Origin of the sequence: Desulfolithobacter dissulfuricans (genome assembly GCF_025998535.1) — a bacterium.
In the GTDB taxonomy this organism is placed as follows: Bacteria; Desulfobacterota; Desulfobulbia; order Desulfobulbales; family Desulfobulbaceae; genus Desulfolithobacter; species Desulfolithobacter dissulfuricans.
Window position 1 is genome coordinate 635,113 of record NZ_AP024233.1, and the last position, 15,398, is coordinate 650,510.

Annotated in this window: 10 protein-coding genes and 1 pseudogene; 8 read left to right on the forward strand and 3 right to left on the reverse strand. The window is 55.9% G+C overall.

The window, feature by feature from the left end; all coding sequences use genetic code 11:
* Nucleotides 1-214 precede the first annotated feature (214 nt).
* From carA to GF1_RS02710, 8 genes and pseudogenes are all read left to right on the forward strand, one after another.
* Complete coding sequence (gene carA / locus GF1_RS02675) at nucleotides 215-1,330, forward strand: glutamine-hydrolyzing carbamoyl-phosphate synthase small subunit (RefSeq protein WP_267928083.1); 1,116 nt, start codon at nucleotides 215-217, stop codon at nucleotides 1,328-1,330.
* A 40-nt stretch (nucleotides 1,331-1,370) separates the two neighbouring features.
* Nucleotides 1,371-4,595, forward strand: coding sequence for a carbamoyl-phosphate synthase large subunit (gene carB / locus GF1_RS02680; RefSeq protein WP_267928084.1), 3,225 nt, complete (start codon nucleotides 1,371-1,373; stop codon nucleotides 4,593-4,595).
* Nucleotides 4,596-4,853: 258 nt separating this feature from the next.
* Nucleotides 4,854-6,830, forward strand: coding sequence for an ATP-dependent zinc metalloprotease FtsH (gene ftsH / locus GF1_RS02685; RefSeq protein ID WP_326491580.1), 1,977 nt, complete (start codon nucleotides 4,854-4,856; stop codon nucleotides 6,828-6,830).
* Nucleotides 6,831-7,226: 396 nt separating this feature from the next.
* Nucleotides 7,227-7,918: pseudogene (gene folP / locus GF1_RS02690) on the forward strand (dihydropteroate synthase).
* Nucleotides 7,919-8,433: 515 nt separating this feature from the next.
* Nucleotides 8,434-10,407: a BTAD domain-containing putative transcriptional regulator gene (locus GF1_RS02695; RefSeq protein WP_267928085.1), complete on the forward strand. Its 1,974-nt coding sequence runs from the start codon at nucleotides 8,434-8,436 to the stop codon at nucleotides 10,405-10,407.
* A gap of 345 nt (nucleotides 10,408-10,752) precedes the next feature.
* Complete coding sequence (locus tag GF1_RS02700) at nucleotides 10,753-11,061, forward strand: hypothetical protein (RefSeq protein ID WP_267928086.1); 309 nt, start codon at nucleotides 10,753-10,755, stop codon at nucleotides 11,059-11,061.
* Nucleotides 11,062-11,130: 69 nt separating this feature from the next.
* Nucleotides 11,131-11,628, forward strand: a complete 498-nt coding sequence (locus GF1_RS02705) for a hypothetical protein (protein WP_267928087.1) — start codon at nucleotides 11,131-11,133, stop codon at nucleotides 11,626-11,628.
* A gap of 18 nt (nucleotides 11,629-11,646) precedes the next feature.
* Nucleotides 11,647-13,173, forward strand: a complete 1,527-nt coding sequence (locus tag GF1_RS02710) for a peptidoglycan-binding domain-containing protein (protein ID WP_267928088.1) — start codon at nucleotides 11,647-11,649, stop codon at nucleotides 13,171-13,173.
* A gap of 100 nt (nucleotides 13,174-13,273) precedes the next feature.
* Here the strand turns inward: GF1_RS02710 and GF1_RS02715 are convergent, their stop codons facing one another.
* The 3 genes from GF1_RS02715 to tsoA form a co-directional block, all read right to left on the reverse strand.
* Nucleotides 13,274-14,464, reverse strand: a complete 1,191-nt coding sequence (locus GF1_RS02715) for an NAD(P)/FAD-dependent oxidoreductase (RefSeq protein WP_267928089.1) — start codon at nucleotides 14,462-14,464, stop codon at nucleotides 13,274-13,276.
* Nucleotides 14,465-14,517: 53 nt separating this feature from the next.
* Nucleotides 14,518-14,838 carry a DsrE family protein gene (locus GF1_RS02720; RefSeq protein WP_267928090.1) on the reverse strand — a complete coding sequence of 107 codons (321 nt, stop codon included), beginning with the start codon at nucleotides 14,836-14,838 and terminating at the stop codon, nucleotides 14,518-14,520.
* A 94-nt stretch (nucleotides 14,839-14,932) separates the two neighbouring features.
* Nucleotides 14,933-15,385, reverse strand: coding sequence for an LULAXC motif selenoprotein TsoA (gene tsoA, locus GF1_RS16285; protein WP_337833065.1), 453 nt, complete (start codon nucleotides 15,383-15,385; stop codon nucleotides 14,933-14,935).
* Nucleotides 15,386-15,398 lie beyond the last annotated feature (13 nt).

Genomic DNA, 15,398 nt, shown 5'->3' on the forward strand with positions numbered 1-15,398 from the left:
GTCACAGCAAAATGAAAAATGCTCACATATACTTAATATGCTGCGCTTTTCGCTGAACAGTCAAGCTGTCCGGCTAATTTTGCTGTTCCTTGATCTTGAACGAAAATCCTAATTTTTCAAGGCACCCATAAGTGATTCTGCCAAGGCAAACCCGAAAGTCGCGCTTCCCTGGTTGAAGCGGGGCAGGACTTTCAACCCTAACGTTACAAAATATATGAAAGCAATGATTGCGCTTGAGGACGGAACAGTCCTCACCGGCAGGTCTTTCACCGGCTCTGGAGAAGCGGCGGGTGAGATCGTCTTCAACACCTCCATGAGCGGCTACCAGGAAATCCTGACCGATCCGTCGTATACCGGGCAACTGGTGACCATGACCTATCCTCTTATCGGCAACTACGGTGTCAATGATGAGGACATGGAGTCGGCCAGTGTCCATCCCCGCGCCTTTATCATGCGGGAGTACCAGCGTTTTCCCTCAAACTACCGGGCTACGGCCACCCTTGCGGAATTTCTGCAGAAATACGGTATTCTCGGCATAGAAGGGGTGGATACCAGGATGCTGACCCGGCTGATCCGCAATACCGGGGCCATGAAGGCCATCATCTCCACCGAGGATCTGGACGAGGCCTCGCTGGTCCGGCGGGCCAGGGAGTGGCCGGGCCTGGTGGGCCGGGATATGGTCGTCCGGGTGACCTGCGCTAAGCCCTACGGGTGGACAGCGGCGGGACCGGTGGAGGGGGCGGGCTATCCTGAAGCCGACGGGAAAAGGTTCAAGGTTGTGGCCTATGACTTCGGCATCAAGTTCAACCAGCTGCGCATCCTCACCGAACTTGGCTGTGCGGTCCAGGTGGTTCCGGCGACAACCTCGGCCGACGAGGTCCTGGCCCTGGAGCCCGACGGGATTTTCCTTTCCAACGGGCCCGGCGATCCGGCCGGAGTGGAGGGCGTGGTGGACAATGTCCGGCAGCTGCTTGGTAAAAAGCCCATCTTCGGTATCTGTCTTGGCCACCAGATCCTGGGACTTGCCTTCGGCGGATCGACCTATAAACTGAAATTCGGCCATCGCGGCGGTAACCAGCCGGTCAAGGATCTGACCACCGGCAAGGTGGAGATCACCTCCCAGAACCACGGGTTCTGCGTCGATCCTGACAGTCTGCCCGCCGAGGTGGAAGTGACCCACATAAATCTCAACGACGGCAGCCTGGAGGGCATGCGGCACACGAAGTATCCCGTGTTTTCCGTCCAGTACCATCCTGAGCACGCCCCCGGTCCCCATGATGCCCAGTATCTTTTTGATCGGTTTATCGAACTTATGGCCGAGAACAACTGATATTGTATTCTCCTTTCCTGCAAACTGACAGTTAAAAACGATGCCTAAGCGTACAGATATACACAAGATTCTTATTATCGGCTCCGGTCCGATCATCATCAGCCAGGCCTGCGAGTTTGATTACTCCGGCACCCAGGCGGTCAAGGCCTTGAAAGAAGAGGGGTATGAGGTTGTCCTGATCAACTCCAATCCCGCCACCATCATGACCGATCCGGAGCTGGCCGATCGAACCTATATTGAACCCATCACCCCGGAATGCGTGATCCGGGTAATAGAGCGGGAGCGTCCTGACGCCCTGCTGCCGACACTGGGAGGGCAGACCGGTCTCAACACGGCCATCAAGGTGGCGGAAACCGGCATCCTCGACAAGTACGGGGTGGAACTGCTGGCCGCCAATATCGAGGTCATCCGCAAGGCCGAGGGGAGGGAGGAGTTTCGGGCCGCCATGCGCAAGATCGGCCTCAAGGTACCGGAATCGGCCATTGTTCATACCCTGGACGATGCCATGGCCGCCGGCGAAACCATCGGTTTTCCGCTCATTGTCCGGCCCAGTTTTACCCTGGGCGGCACCGGCGGCGGAGTGGCCTATAACCGAAAGGAACTCAAAGAGCTGGCCACGGCCGGGCTCGATCTGTCGATGACCACCGAGATTATGATAGAGCGCAGCCTGCTTGGCTGGAAGGAATACGAGCTCGAGGTCATGCGGGACCGCAAAGATAATGTGGTCATCATCTGTTCCATCGAAAACATGGATGCCATGGGCGTCCACACCGGTGATTCCATCACGGTGGCTCCGGCCCAGACGCTCACCGACCGGGAGTACCAGGAGATGCGCGATGCCGCCATTGCCATCATCCGGGAAATCGGGGTGGAAACGGGTGGCTCAAATGTCCAGTTTGCGGTCAATCCCGCGGATGGCGAGCTCATGGTCATCGAGATGAATCCGCGGGTGTCGCGTTCCTCGGCCCTGGCCTCCAAGGCAACCGGATTTCCCATCGCCAAGATCGCGGCCAAGCTGGCGATCGGCTATACCCTGGACGAGATTCCCAATGATATCACCAGGGAAACCTATGCCGCCTTCGAGCCGACCATTGATTACTGTGTGGTCAAGATTCCGCGCTGGACCTTTGAAAAATTCCCCGAAGCCGAAGATACCCTGACCACGGCCATGAAGTCTGTCGGCGAGACCATGGCCATCGGCCGGACCTTCAAGGAAGCGTTCCAGAAGGGCATGCGTTCCCTTGAAATCGGACGGATGGGCTTTGGCTTTGATGGCAAGGAAGATATGGCGGATATGCACTGGCGGGATCTGGAGCAGGGTCTGACCCGGCCCAATTCCAGGCGGACTGCCTATCTGTTCGAGGCCCTGCGCAGGGATATGGATCTGGAACGAATCCATGAGCTGACCCACATTGATCCCTGGTTTCTGATCAACCTGTGTGAGATCGTGAATGCAGGGAAACAGCTGTCGGACAAGGGCTTTTCAGGCTTGGACAAAGAGACCCTGTACCAGGCCAAGCAGCTCGGTTTTTCCGATATGCAGCTGGCTCATATCACAGGTACCTCGGAGGATGATATCCGGCAGCTTCGCAAGAAGGAAGGGATCGAACCGGTATACAAGCTGGTGGATACCTGCGCGGCCGAGTTTGAATCCTATACACCCTACTATTATTCCACATACGAACAGGAAGACGAGGCCAGGATTACCGACAGGAAGAAAATCATGATCCTGGGTGGCGGTCCCAACCGGATCGGCCAGGGTATCGAGTTTGACTACTGCTGTGTTCATGCTTCGTTTGCCCTGCGCGAAATCGGGGTCGAGTCGATTATGGTCAACTCCAATCCCGAAACGGTCTCCACCGACTACGATACCTCGGATAAACTCTATTTTGAGCCCTTGACCCGGGAAGATGTGCTTAATATTATTGAGCGGGAACAACCGGACGGGGTCATTGTCCAGTTTGGCGGGCAGACACCGCTCAATCTGGCGGTGCCCCTGGATCAGGCTGGAGTAAAGATTATCGGCACTCCCCCGGATGCCATTGACCGGGCCGAGGACCGCAAGCGCTTCCAGCAGTTCCTGCAGAAACTCGGGTTGCGGCAGCCGGAAAACGGGACTGTCCATACCCTGGAAGAAGCCCTGGCCGAAGCCGAGCGTATCGGCTATCCCGTGGTCGTGCGGCCCTCCTATGTGCTCGGGGGCCGCGATATGCGTATTGTATATAACGAACAGGGAATCCGTGACTTCATGGCCATCCCCGGTATCGCCGGCGGCGAGCATCCTGTACTGCTTGACAAGTTTCTCAAGGATGCCATAGAAGTGGATGTGGATGCGGTATCCGATGGCAAGATGACCGTGATCGGCGGTATCATGGAACATATTGAAGAGGCCGGAATCCATTCGGGTGACTCGGCCTGTGTCCTGCCGCCCCATACCCTGTCCCCGGCGATGATTGACGAGATTACCCGGGCCACCAAGGCCATGGCCGAAGAACTTGGGGTGATCGGGCTTATGAATGTCCAGTACGCGGTCAAGGATGAGAATCTCTATGTGCTGGAGGTCAATCCCCGGGCTTCCCGGACCGTGCCCTTTGTATCCAAGGCCACCGGAGTACCGCTGGCCAAGATCGCCACCAAGGTGATGATGGGCATTCCTCTTGCGGAACTTGGTTTTACCGGGGAAAAACAGATCAGCCACTGGGCGGTGAAGGAGGCTGTGTTCCCCTTTGACCGGTTCGAAAACGTGGATACCCTGCTGGGCCCGGAGATGAAGTCCACCGGTGAAGTGATGGGTATTGACGATTCCCTGGGCCTGGCTGTGGCCAAATCCCAGCAGGCAGCCGGCCAGGACCTGCCGCTGTCGGGCACCGTCTTTATCAGTGTGCGCAAGGGAGACAAGGAGGGCGTCCTTCCGGTGGCAGCCAAGCTGAGCGAGATCGGATTTGCCCTGGTGGCTACACGCGGTACCGCCGTGTTTCTCCAGGAGAATGGGGTTCCATGCGAAAGGGTCAACAAAATCTCCCAGGGACGTCCCCATATTCTGGACAAGATCCAGGACGGTGCCATCCAGTGGATCATCAATACCTCCTCAGGGTCACGGACCACCGAGGATTCCTACACCATTCGCCGGGCGGCGCTTGATTTCCATATCCCCTACACAACGACTATTTCAGGAGCTTCGTCCATTGTCCAGGCCATTGCCACCATCGGCAAACAGGAAATTGCGGTCAAGACGGTCCAGGAGTTTTCCGCCGACAATGAATAGCACATCCGGTCGGGATGCCGGACAACCAAAGGGAATGACCGGGTCTCTTCTCCCGGTATCCAGCCCTGGCCTCTTCCTTTGGCATGGTTGCCGGTCCTGAACGGTCGCCGGAAAAAAAATGGTAGTACATGACCTGTACTTTGAAATCCTTCGTGCTCTTCCTGACTTTGATGATTATGTTACTATGGAGTGCACAGGTCGGGGTCAGCGACGTCTGACCCGGTAAGGATTACTTATTATATAATTTGGAGATGTTGTTTGAATACTTTCTATAAAAATCTGAGTATGTGGCTGGTGATTGGTCTGACCATGATCCTGCTTTTCAACCTGTTCAACAAACCGCAGGGTCAGCAGACGGCCATGACCTATTCCGAGTTCTGGTCCAGCGTGGAAAACGGGGCCATCAACAAGGTCACCATTCAGGGAGAGAAGATCTACGGCATCGGTAGCAATGGCCGGCCCTTTGTCACCGTGGTGCCGCCGGATCTCGAACTGATTCCCATGCTGCGCAAATCCGGTGTGGATATCACGGTCAAGGAACCGGAACGGGAATCGCTGTGGATGTCTATCTTCATCTCCTGGTTTCCCATGCTGTTGCTTATCGGCGTGTGGATCTTCTTCATGCGCCAGATGCAGATGGGGGGCAAGGGCGGTGCCCTGTCCTTTGGCAAGACCCGGGCCAAGCTGCAGGGTGAAGGAGAGGTCAATGTCACCTTCAAGGATGTGGCCGGTATTGATGAGGCCAAGGAAGAGCTTGAAGAAATTATCGATTTCCTGAGGGATCCGCAGAAGTTCACCAAACTTGGTGGACGCATTCCAAAGGGTGTTTTGCTTGCCGGACCTCCAGGTACCGGTAAGACACTCCTGGCCAAGGCCATTGCCGGCGAGGCCGGGGTACCGTTTTTTACCATTTCGGGCTCTGACTTTGTCGAGATGTTCGTCGGTGTCGGTGCCTCCCGGGTCCGTGACCTGTTCAACCAGGGCAAGAAACACGCTCCCTGCATCATCTTCATCGATGAGATCGACGCGGTGGGACGGCACCGGGGTGCGGGTCTTGGCGGTGGTCATGATGAACGCGAGCAGACTCTGAACCAGTTACTGGTTGAAATGGACGGTTTCGAGGCCAACGAGGGGGTCATTATCATCGCGGCCACCAACCGGCCCGACGTCCTTGATCCGGCTCTGCTGCGGCCCGGTCGTTTTGACCGCCAGGTGGTCGTGCCAATTCCTGACATCAAGGGGCGGGAAAAGATCCTCGAGATCTACGGCCGCAAGACCAAGATGGCCGCCAATGTCGACTTTGCCGTCATTGCCCGGGGCACGCCCGGGTTTTCCGGCGCTGATCTGGAAAACCTGATCAACGAGGCAGCGCTCATGGCTGCCCGTGCCGGCGAGGAAGAGATCACTTTAGAGCGGCTCGAGCAGGCCAAGGACAAGATCATGATGGGCGCTGAGCGCAAGTCCATGATCATCAGTGAAAAGGAGAAAGAGGTCACGGCCTATCACGAGGCCGGTCATGCGCTGGTAGCCCGGCTGCTGCCGGATACCGATCCCATCCACAAGGTGACCATTATTCCGCGGGGCAGGGCGCTTGGTCTGACCATGCAGCTTCCGCTGGATGAGAAGTATACCCATTCGAAAAAATACCTGCTCAACTCCATTGCCATTCTCTTTGGTGGCCGGATGGCTGAAAAACTGGTGTTTGATGAAATTACCACCGGGGCCGGCAATGACCTGGAACGTGCCACCGAGCTGGCAAGGAAGATGGTCTGCGAGTGGGGTATGAGCGATGAGCTTGGCCCCCTGACCTACGGCAAGAAGGAGGAGCAGATCTTTCTGGGCCGTGAGATAGCCCAGCACCGGGATTACTCTGAATCCACCGCCCAGAAGATCGACGATGCGGTCAAGAAAATCATCCTCGATGCCAGTTCCAAGGTGGAACTGCTGCTCCAGGAAAATCTCGATATCCTTAAGGCAGTGGCCAGGGAGCTTTTGGAAAAAGAGACCATCATACTTGAGGACATCGACCGGATCATCAATGAGATGCGACCGTCCGAAGAGCAAATGTCGGAATCCGGGACAGAAGAACCTGGTCCGCAGCCGGCCCAGCCTTCCGGTGAATCCGCCGAGCCGGTGCAGACCGCCGAGGTACGTGAGGACCGGGAATCGGAAGACAGCGAGCAGGACACCTCCCGGGGCGAGGAACCCAGGATCACCGGGGACGCCACAGTCTGAGCGGCCTGCAACAGCCAGGTAAAGTTTGGCCAGTACACAAAAGGCACAGTGAATACCTGTGCCTTTTGTGTGTTTCACCTTCAACCTGAATCCTGCAGTCGTCATGCGGTCTCGCCGCATCACTGTTCGTGCACCGAGAACGTCGAAACAGGTGCAGATACAAGGAGGCGAGCCGGTTTCGGCGCAGGCGTACGTTGGTACGTCGAGCACGAAACCGGTGAAGCCGACGCCGTAGATGTTCCTGTTTCAACGTTCGAATGCCGGACATCTGCAGGGTTCAGGTTAAACCACAAATGGATGTCTCAGGACATGGTATCTGAAAAACCTGCAGTTCAGATCATGGGGATCCTCAACGTGACCCCGGATTCCTTTTCCGATGGCGGCCGCTTTACCTCCATGGAGGATATTGCTCGCCAGGTTGAGGAGATGCTCTCCCAGGGGTGGATATCATCGATGTGGGCGGGGAATCAACCCGGCCCTTTGCCGATCCGGTTCCAGAGGACCAGGAGCTTGAGCGGGTCCTTCCTGCCATTGAGATCATACGGCAACAGACCGATATTCCCGTTTCCATCGATACCACCAAGGCCTCTGTGGCCCGGGCCGCGCTGGCTGCCGGGGCCACCATGGTCAACGACATCTCTGCCCTGCGTCACGATCCCGACATGGCTGATGTGGTGCGGTCCTGTGATGGACCGGTTATCATCATGCACATGCAGGGGACGCCCCGGACCATGCAGCTTGATCCGCGCTATGATGATGTGGTGGAAGATATCATCACCTTTTTTCAGGAGCGGATTGCCTGGATGAGCGAACAGGGTATCGATTCCAGGAGGATTATTATTGATCCCGGTATAGGCTTTGGCAAAACCCTGGAGCATAACCTTGAAATTCTGCGCAACGTGGCCCGGTTCCGGGCAACCGGTCACCGGGTGCTGATCGGTCATTCCCGCAAGTCCTTTTTTGACAAGCTGTTCGGAATTCCCGTGACCGAACGGGACTGTCCCACCGCTGTGGTCTCGGCTCTCTGCTTCCTGCAGGGGCGGATATCATCCGGGTCCATGATGTCAAGACCACACGGCAGGCCCTGAAACTGGCCAGACTGATCGGTTTGCCGGCTTCCCAGGCCTGATCCCCTGTCACTCCGTCCGCAGCCGGTGGTGGTTCCTGTTTTTCCCCGCCGGGCCCTGTTTTCTGTTTTGATGAATTTTTCTTGTTTTTTCTAAGGTGGTTGTGCCACAGCCAACTTCGCTGAAGTTGTCCTGCCCCGGCGGACAACAGGACGATTTTTTAAGTGACGTAACCTCTGGCTCACGGTACTTCTATCCCAGAGTTTCCCGGAAATGCTTATCCGAAAATCGCCCATGGGCGTGGTGCTGCCAGGGTGCTTTTCATGGTTCGTTTTGGCTGGACAGTTCCGAAATCTGGTCCAGCTATGCTGGTTTATCCCCAGGATAATTCAGCTCTTTTCGCACGGTTATAGGAGGTGCGGGTTGGCCGGGTGTTCTTCTCTTTTCAGCTATCAAATCCGTGTGCCCAGCTCTTGGAAAAAACAACACCGGACATAACCAGTATCTGTCGGACCGGCCTCGTATCGTGGTTCAATATGGATTTTTGCCGCCTGGCCGAGGCATTGCGGCCGATGGTGGCCGGCAGGGACGAGTTTCGTTTGCCGCCCAGAATCCATTTTCTTCGGGAATCCCTGAAGGAAGAACCTTCCCTGCAGATATATGACCAACTGTATGTCACGTTTCTGTTCATTGATGACCTGGAAGGAGCCTATGGTTGTGTCGGCGCCGCCATAGGTGCGATCTGGGCGAGCGGCCGGGATTTTCGTCTCTACGAGCTCTGGATGTGCCGGGCCGACTTCCTGCTCAGGAGGATCCGCGAGGTGTCCTCGCTGGCCGTTGCCTCGCTGCTGGGTTACATGGCCCTGGCGGAACTCACCGGCCAGGGTAATCTCGACCTGGCGGTCATGCCCTATACGGTGCAGCAGCACTGGGCCGAAAAATCCGAATCCGTCTCACTGCGTCTGCTCCATGCCTCCACCGCTGCATTCTGCTCCTTCTGGTCCGGAGACCTGACCAACGCCGAGTTTCTTTTAAGCGAAAATCTCGCCCTGAGCGAGCTTCTGGAGGCATCCTCCCTGTCCACCCTTCTCTTTCACTCCTGTCTCGGACTCTGTCGGGTGATCAAGGGAGAGAGCAGCGAGGGATTGGCCATGCTGGCCGGAGTGGTGAAGCATGGCGCCATGGCCCGCTTTCCCCTTTCCATAACCCTGCACCTGTACACCAACTACCTGTATGGGCTCTGCCTGGAAGGGGACCTGGTCATGATCCAGGAAGTTGCTGATTTTATAATGGATAAAACCATTCTGCCCTGCAACTACTATCACCTTGCCTGCATGCATTTCTGCCTGGCTATCGCCGCCCTCCGCCTGGGTACGCCGCGCAAGGCCCTGCTCCATGCCGAGGCTGCCCTCCAGCGGGGCAGGATGAGCAACAGTCAGCTCATTGCGCCCATTGCCGCCCTGATCCGTGGCCAGGCCCTGGCTGACCTGGAGGAAAATGCCCAGGCCATGGACCATTTCAACCGCTGGCTTCCCAGATGGCAGGACCGGGGATTTACCCTGTTCGCATCCACCGCTTTTCTGGAACTGGCAATGATCCATGTTCGGCTTGGAAATCGTCCCCTGGCAGCCGGATATTTTGAGAGGGCCGGCGCTGTTCTGCCAAAAGGTGAATCGCTGCTGGCCCTGTATAGGGGGCGCAAATTCATCGAAAAGATAGAACGGGGGCTGTATGCTCCCCTTCCTCCCGGAGCTGTATCTCCCGCACCGGTCCAGGGTCCACCGATACGAATCCAGATGCTGGGCGGTTTCCGGGTTACGATCAATGGCCAGGAAGTGTACGACAGGATGTGGAAGGGCCGTCGTTCAAAGGAGTTGCTCTGGGCCATCATCGCCCTGGGCGGGACCAAGGTTTCCCAGGAAAAACTCGCCCTCCTGCTCTGGCCTGACAGTGATGGCGACCGGGCCCTGAACAACCTTAAGATGGCCCTGTCCAGGCTGCGCAAGGTGGCCACCCCCGGCCTGGAGGAGGGAACGACATGGCTGGCTGTCAAGCACAAACGGGTTTCCCTGGTCAGCGCCCTTTGCCGGGTGGATTCCCTGGCATTTGTTCAGGCAATGAAGAGGCCGGGGAAGGAGAACTGTCGTGAACTCCAGCAGGTTCTCTGCTCCTACCGGGATGAATTTTTACCAGACCAGGAAGAGTGGTGGATCGTTGACTGCCGCAAAAAACTGCGCGCACTTTTTGTAAGGGGCGCTCTCCAACTGGCCGGAAACGGGACCGGCGATAAAGATGTGGTGCTGGCCCTGCTCGAGCAGGCTTGCCATGCCGATCCTCTCCATGAAACCGTTTATGCCTCCCTGATGGAACAGTACATGGAGGCCGGTTATCCGGTCTATGCCCTGAACATTTTCCGCCGGGCTGAAAAAGTTATCTCCGCTCAAACCGGCCGGCAGCCTGGCCCCAAACTCCACGCCCTTGCCAGGAAGGCAAAAAAGATAATATCGTAACTCCTCCCCTGTACCTCCCAACCCACCGGTATCCAGGCCGGGATGGCAAGTCAGCCATTCCTCCGTGGTCCATACCCTCAGGCGATCCGCTTCCAGGCAGAAGGTGAGTAGTGTCTAATGTTCCGGAGGAAGGGATTGGCCCCGGCTGAATCGAATTCTTTTTCCGGCCTGTTACCGGATTGTTACTTTGCCTCTGGTATGCTGTTGTTAAAAACAGCGGTTAAACTTACCCGTCTCAGAAAAGAAGGGGAAAACCCGCTGGGGAGGAGGCAGATAGCTGCCCCTGAAACAGATCTGGCATTTTCTGCCGGCGTTGTATCTTGAACTCTATAAGGGAGGTTCGGCATGGCTAATGAAATCAAGAAGTATCATGTCCTCGTCTATGGAAGTCCCACCGGTTACCAGACGAACCGGGCCCAGATCGCCCTGTACGGCAGCAATGGGAAAACTGTCGGCTATATCAGGTTTAATGATCCGGATATGCGTTTCGAAAACGATTCGGACAGCGGAGGGCGGATAAAGATGCACTTGCCTTCGGCCATGTTCTCAAGTGTTTTTGACATGTTGCGTAATGAAAAGCCGGTCTATATCTACTTTGCGCAGGGACGGGGGTTCCTCTCGACGTCTGCGGAACCGGTCGGAGAAGGTGAGTAGCAGTGCCATGAGGGAGTTTTTCGCTGTTGAACAACCAGGGAAAAGGAGATGGGTCAGGGAACGGTAACCATGAAAGAAGAAATATCCCGCCTCCGCAATCGTGTAATCCGCAGTGTCCGGGTAAACGGTCCCTTCTGGACTGGAATGGCTGCCGTTGCCTGGCCCTGCGGGCAGGCCGGTGCGGCAGGGCCAACGGAGATTGTCCCGGTCGAGAACATCATTGCCACCAGTACCCCCATCGCTATTACCTTTATGCTGAGCGTAATGGCCCTTAAGATCACCGCCTTTGTGCTGGGATATCTGATTGTCCGGCTGGGACATGACACCCTGCTCAAGGGCGTCACCGGTGAGATTGATTTCGGTTTTTCGGGTTCCGGCTTCAAAACCAAGTTGCAAGCCGCAAGTCCCGGTGCGCTTTTCGTGTTGATGGGGGCAGCCATTATAATCTGGGGGCTGACAGTTAAAAAGCCGATGGAGATTAAAGCGGTGCCTCCTTCCGGAGCCTCGGTGAGCGAAGCAGCGGCAAAGGGTGCCGAAACACTGCACCGGGTACCCGTGCCTGACTAAGCTGGGAGGGAGGATTTCATGTTGTCTCTGCTCATCCACCGAAGGGGGATTTTTTTGGCATGTGTGATGTTTTTTGCGTCCTGCCCTGGAATATTGGTGTCGGTCATTGCCGAGGATGGTGAAGCAGAACAGAATTACCAGCGTTTTCTGGCGATCTACCGTCAGGAAAGGCCAACGAAAGCTGAGCTGCGCAAGGCGCTCGACTATCTTGAATCCGCCAATCTTTTCGCTCCTGATACGTATAAATACGTATTCAGCATGGGAGCGCTCAACAACACCCTGGGACGCTGGGAAGAAGCGTCTCGCTGGCTGGAAAAGGCCCGGTCACTGGCATCAACTGACCAGCAGCGACACTATATTCAGACCGAATTCGAATACTGCCAGGTTCAGCTGGCCAAGCTGAGGGTGAGCCGTTGGGCCAGTCCCGGCGTGTCGATCAGCTTTATCATGAAACGTGGTACCGTTGAAATGGATCAGAGCAACATCGACAAACTCCCGCAGCGGCTGCCGGTTATCAGTATTGGGGATTCGTCGCGCCCTCTGGAAGGCACCCTCAGGCGCATGCTGCGTGGAATGGACGTCAAAATGGTGGGCAAAGATGTGTTCCTGGTCGTTGGAGTGGAAGATGACATCTCCCCGGAAGTCCATTATGAAAGAGGTATTAAAGATTTTTATAACTATTTTCGGAACCAGTATTTTGAGGACCTGCCCCGTCGTCTGCTTGTCGTCCTGATTTCCTCCAGGCCCCATGTGCTGGTAGAGGCGACAAGAAAACTGTATCCTCAGGTCGGTCTTCCGCTCTACGCTCCATTTCTTGGTTATTACAACCCTGCCGATAATCTGATCATGACCACGGGAGGACGTACCGGATACGGCACCCTGCTGCATGAAATGATCCATGCGTTGATAGAGGCCGATTTTCCCCAGGCTCCGCCGTGGCTCAATGAAGGTCTTGCCAGCCTTTATGAGCGGACACAATGGACTTCTGCCCGACTCAACACTCTGCCTAACTGGCGAATGGACAGGATGCGTGAAGATAACATACCATCGCTCCAGGTACTGGCCGGAAAAGCCAAAGAAATAGGGCTCCATTCCAATGAAATCGCTGAAATTCGTCTCCTGCTCCTGTTTCTGGATCAGCGACAGCTGGTCGATGATCTGTACCGGATGGCGAAAGAGAAAGGATCCTCTTTTTCGCTGGAGGAAGCACTTTCTGCATTGGGGGTGAACGAGGAGGATTGGCGGCTTTTTGTGAAGAACACGTTTCGTGACTACAGTGTTGCGCAGGACCGCGGAGCACTCAGCAATCCCGATGAAGTCCGGTTTTTCCAGCAGGCGCTGAATCAGGTCCTGGGCGCAAATCTCAAGGTCGACGGGATCTGGGGTCCGTCATCCCGGGAAAAGCTGGTCGAATTCCAGACAATGGCTCAGCTCGAGCCGGACGGCATCCCCGGTCCCAGGACCATGGCAGAGCTGAAAAGACGATACACGCTCACCCAGGTGAAGCAGCTGGAAGAAGCATCCAATGTCCAGGTTATTCCTTGATGAATAGAAAACCGTCAGGTCGTTTGCTTTCAGAGCGGATTTGCTTAAACCTGAGCATATCTCTGTTACACAGGTTCTTTAGCCTGACCGGGAAAGACTTTCATGGTAAGCGGCTGTAGCCATGCCGCATTTTCCACAGGAAATATTTTTCAAATCTGATCTTGGCCCATTTCGCCCACCTGGCCTCCTTGAGGTGTGATTTCTGGCGGGGCGGCAGGACCGGATCAGCTACCATCAGGGCGGCGGTTTTACCCATGTCCATCAGGCAGATGATATCCAGAGACTTGCTTGCCACCGGTGGCTGGTTGTCGATATCGGCCACGATATTGACGGCCGCTGCCTTGGCCATCTTCACGGTCATGAATCCGGTCTTCGGCACTCCTGTGGGTACCGGGGTCGGCTCGGCCGGGGCCAGGGCCATGGCCACCCCGATGGTGTAGATGTTTTGATGTTCGGGATGTCGGTAATGGTCGTCGGCCGGGATAAATCCGCGCGGGTTGCCAAGGCCGGCCACTCCGGCCACGCCCTTGAAGGGCGGGGCCAGCATGGCCAGTTTAAAGGGCAGGGTGATGCCGCTGGCAAGGCGGATTTCATCCGGGATGATCTCGTCCACCGACTGGTTGGTGACAGCCTTGATGTCACGTTCTGCAAACTCATCTTCCAGAAACCGGCGAGACTTGCCCAGGCCTCCAACCCCCATATGGCCAACGTATGGTTCTGAAGTGAGATAGACAAGGGGGACCTTGTGGCGCATCTTCCTCTTGCGCAGCTCGTAATCCATTTCAAAGGCGAGCTCGTAATAGGGACCGAAACAGCTGGCCATCTGTGTTGATCCCACCACCACCGGACCAGGCTCAGACAGCAGTCTGGCCCAGGCAACTCGGCTCTTCTCGGCATGTTTCAGGCTGAAGGTGCAGTGCGTGTGGCCGCCTTCAGGTCCCAGGCCGGGTATTTCATCGCAGGAAAGATGCGGCCCTGTGGAAATAACCAGGTAATCATAATGATAATTGTCCTGGTCTGTGTATACGGTGAGCGAATCCGGGTCGACTCCGGTCACCGTGGCATGGATAAAGGTAATTGCCCGCGGTTTCAGAATGTCTTCAACCTTTAAGGTAATGTCCCGGGCCCGGCGGCTGCCCATGATCAGCCAGGGCAGCGAAGGCAGAAAGACAAAATCACGGTCATTGCTGATCAGGGTGACATCGGCCCGATCCTTGAGCAGCCGTTTGATTTCAAGGGCCGCGGTAAGTCCGCCAAAGGAACCGCCCAGGACAACGATCTTTTTTCTCATGCGACCACCCTTGTTTTTTTAGTTGATAGCGGGGTCGGGATCGCGCCCGGGGCTCAGAAGGTTACGATCCGGTCACTTTCTCTGACGATATCGTACATCTTTTTCATGTTGGAGAGAGGACAGGTGTCACTGCCCGGTAATTGTCTGAGCTTGAGGCAGGTACCGCAGGCGTATATCTCTCCGCCGCCGTTGACCAGGGCTGCCATCTGTTCTGTCACCTTGAACTGGTCGGTATCAAGATTTTCACTTTCAACTCCTTTGGCGGTTAGAAATACTTTAACTTCGCTCCCCTGCTTTACGGAAAATACCCCGAAACGAAAGGCGTTCCAGACCGTTTCCGGATCGTTGGAGCTGATGATGATTCCAAGTTTCATGATTTGCCTCCCTGTAGGTGGTTTGGCGCAATGCGCTGCCTCTTGTTCTGGCGCTGGTTACCAAATGTTTTTTTCAACCGGACGGTACAGGAAATCAGGATATTTTCTCCTCCCGCCGGAGTTTGGTGAGCAGAAAGGATACGCCGTTGTCGCTCAGACCAAGCTCCCGTGCAATCCGCTGGGGATCGGCAGAGCCGGTGGCCATGACGAGATCACGGAGTTCCCGTTCCAGCTCGTCAAGCCAATCCTCGAACAGGGGCAGGATGTCAGGTTCAGTTACCGCCCGCAGTTGTTTCGACAGTGCTACTTTTTCAACCAGGCTCTGGCACATGTGTGTTGGATCGACACCTTCGTCCATGCATTCGGCAAGTCAGAGGTCAACCAGGCTTGCGACCTTGTCACTGCCTGATTCGCCGATCATGCTGACCACGAAATCGACCCTGGCCTGTTCATCCAGGTGGGCCAGTATTTGTTTTGCTGCTTCGGCAAGCGCGGCCAGGGCCTTATCCGGCTCCATTTGGGCGATAATTTTTTGCAATTCTTCCATAACAGAGGCCTCC

Coding starts and splice junctions, on each gene's coding strand:
- carA (WP_267928083.1), top strand. CDS start 215: ATGAAAGCAATGATTGCGCTTGAGGACGGAACAGTCCTCACCGGCAGG.
- carB (WP_267928084.1), top strand. CDS start 1,371: ATGCCTAAGCGTACAGATATACACAAGATTCTTATTATCGGCTCCGGT.
- GF1_RS02695 (WP_267928085.1), top strand. CDS start 8,434: ATGGATTTTTGCCGCCTGGCCGAGGCATTGCGGCCGATGGTGGCCGGC.
- GF1_RS02700 (WP_267928086.1), top strand. CDS start 10,753: ATGGCTAATGAAATCAAGAAGTATCATGTCCTCGTCTATGGAAGTCCC.
- GF1_RS02705 (WP_267928087.1), top strand. CDS start 11,131: ATGAAAGAAGAAATATCCCGCCTCCGCAATCGTGTAATCCGCAGTGTC.
- GF1_RS02710 (WP_267928088.1), top strand. CDS start 11,647: ATGTTGTCTCTGCTCATCCACCGAAGGGGGATTTTTTTGGCATGTGTG.
- GF1_RS02715 (WP_267928089.1), bottom strand. CDS start 14,464: ATGAGAAAAAAGATCGTTGTCCTGGGCGGTTCCTTTGGCGGACTTACC.
- GF1_RS02720 (WP_267928090.1), bottom strand. CDS start 14,838: ATGAAACTTGGAATCATCATCAGCTCCAACGATCCGGAAACGGTCTGG.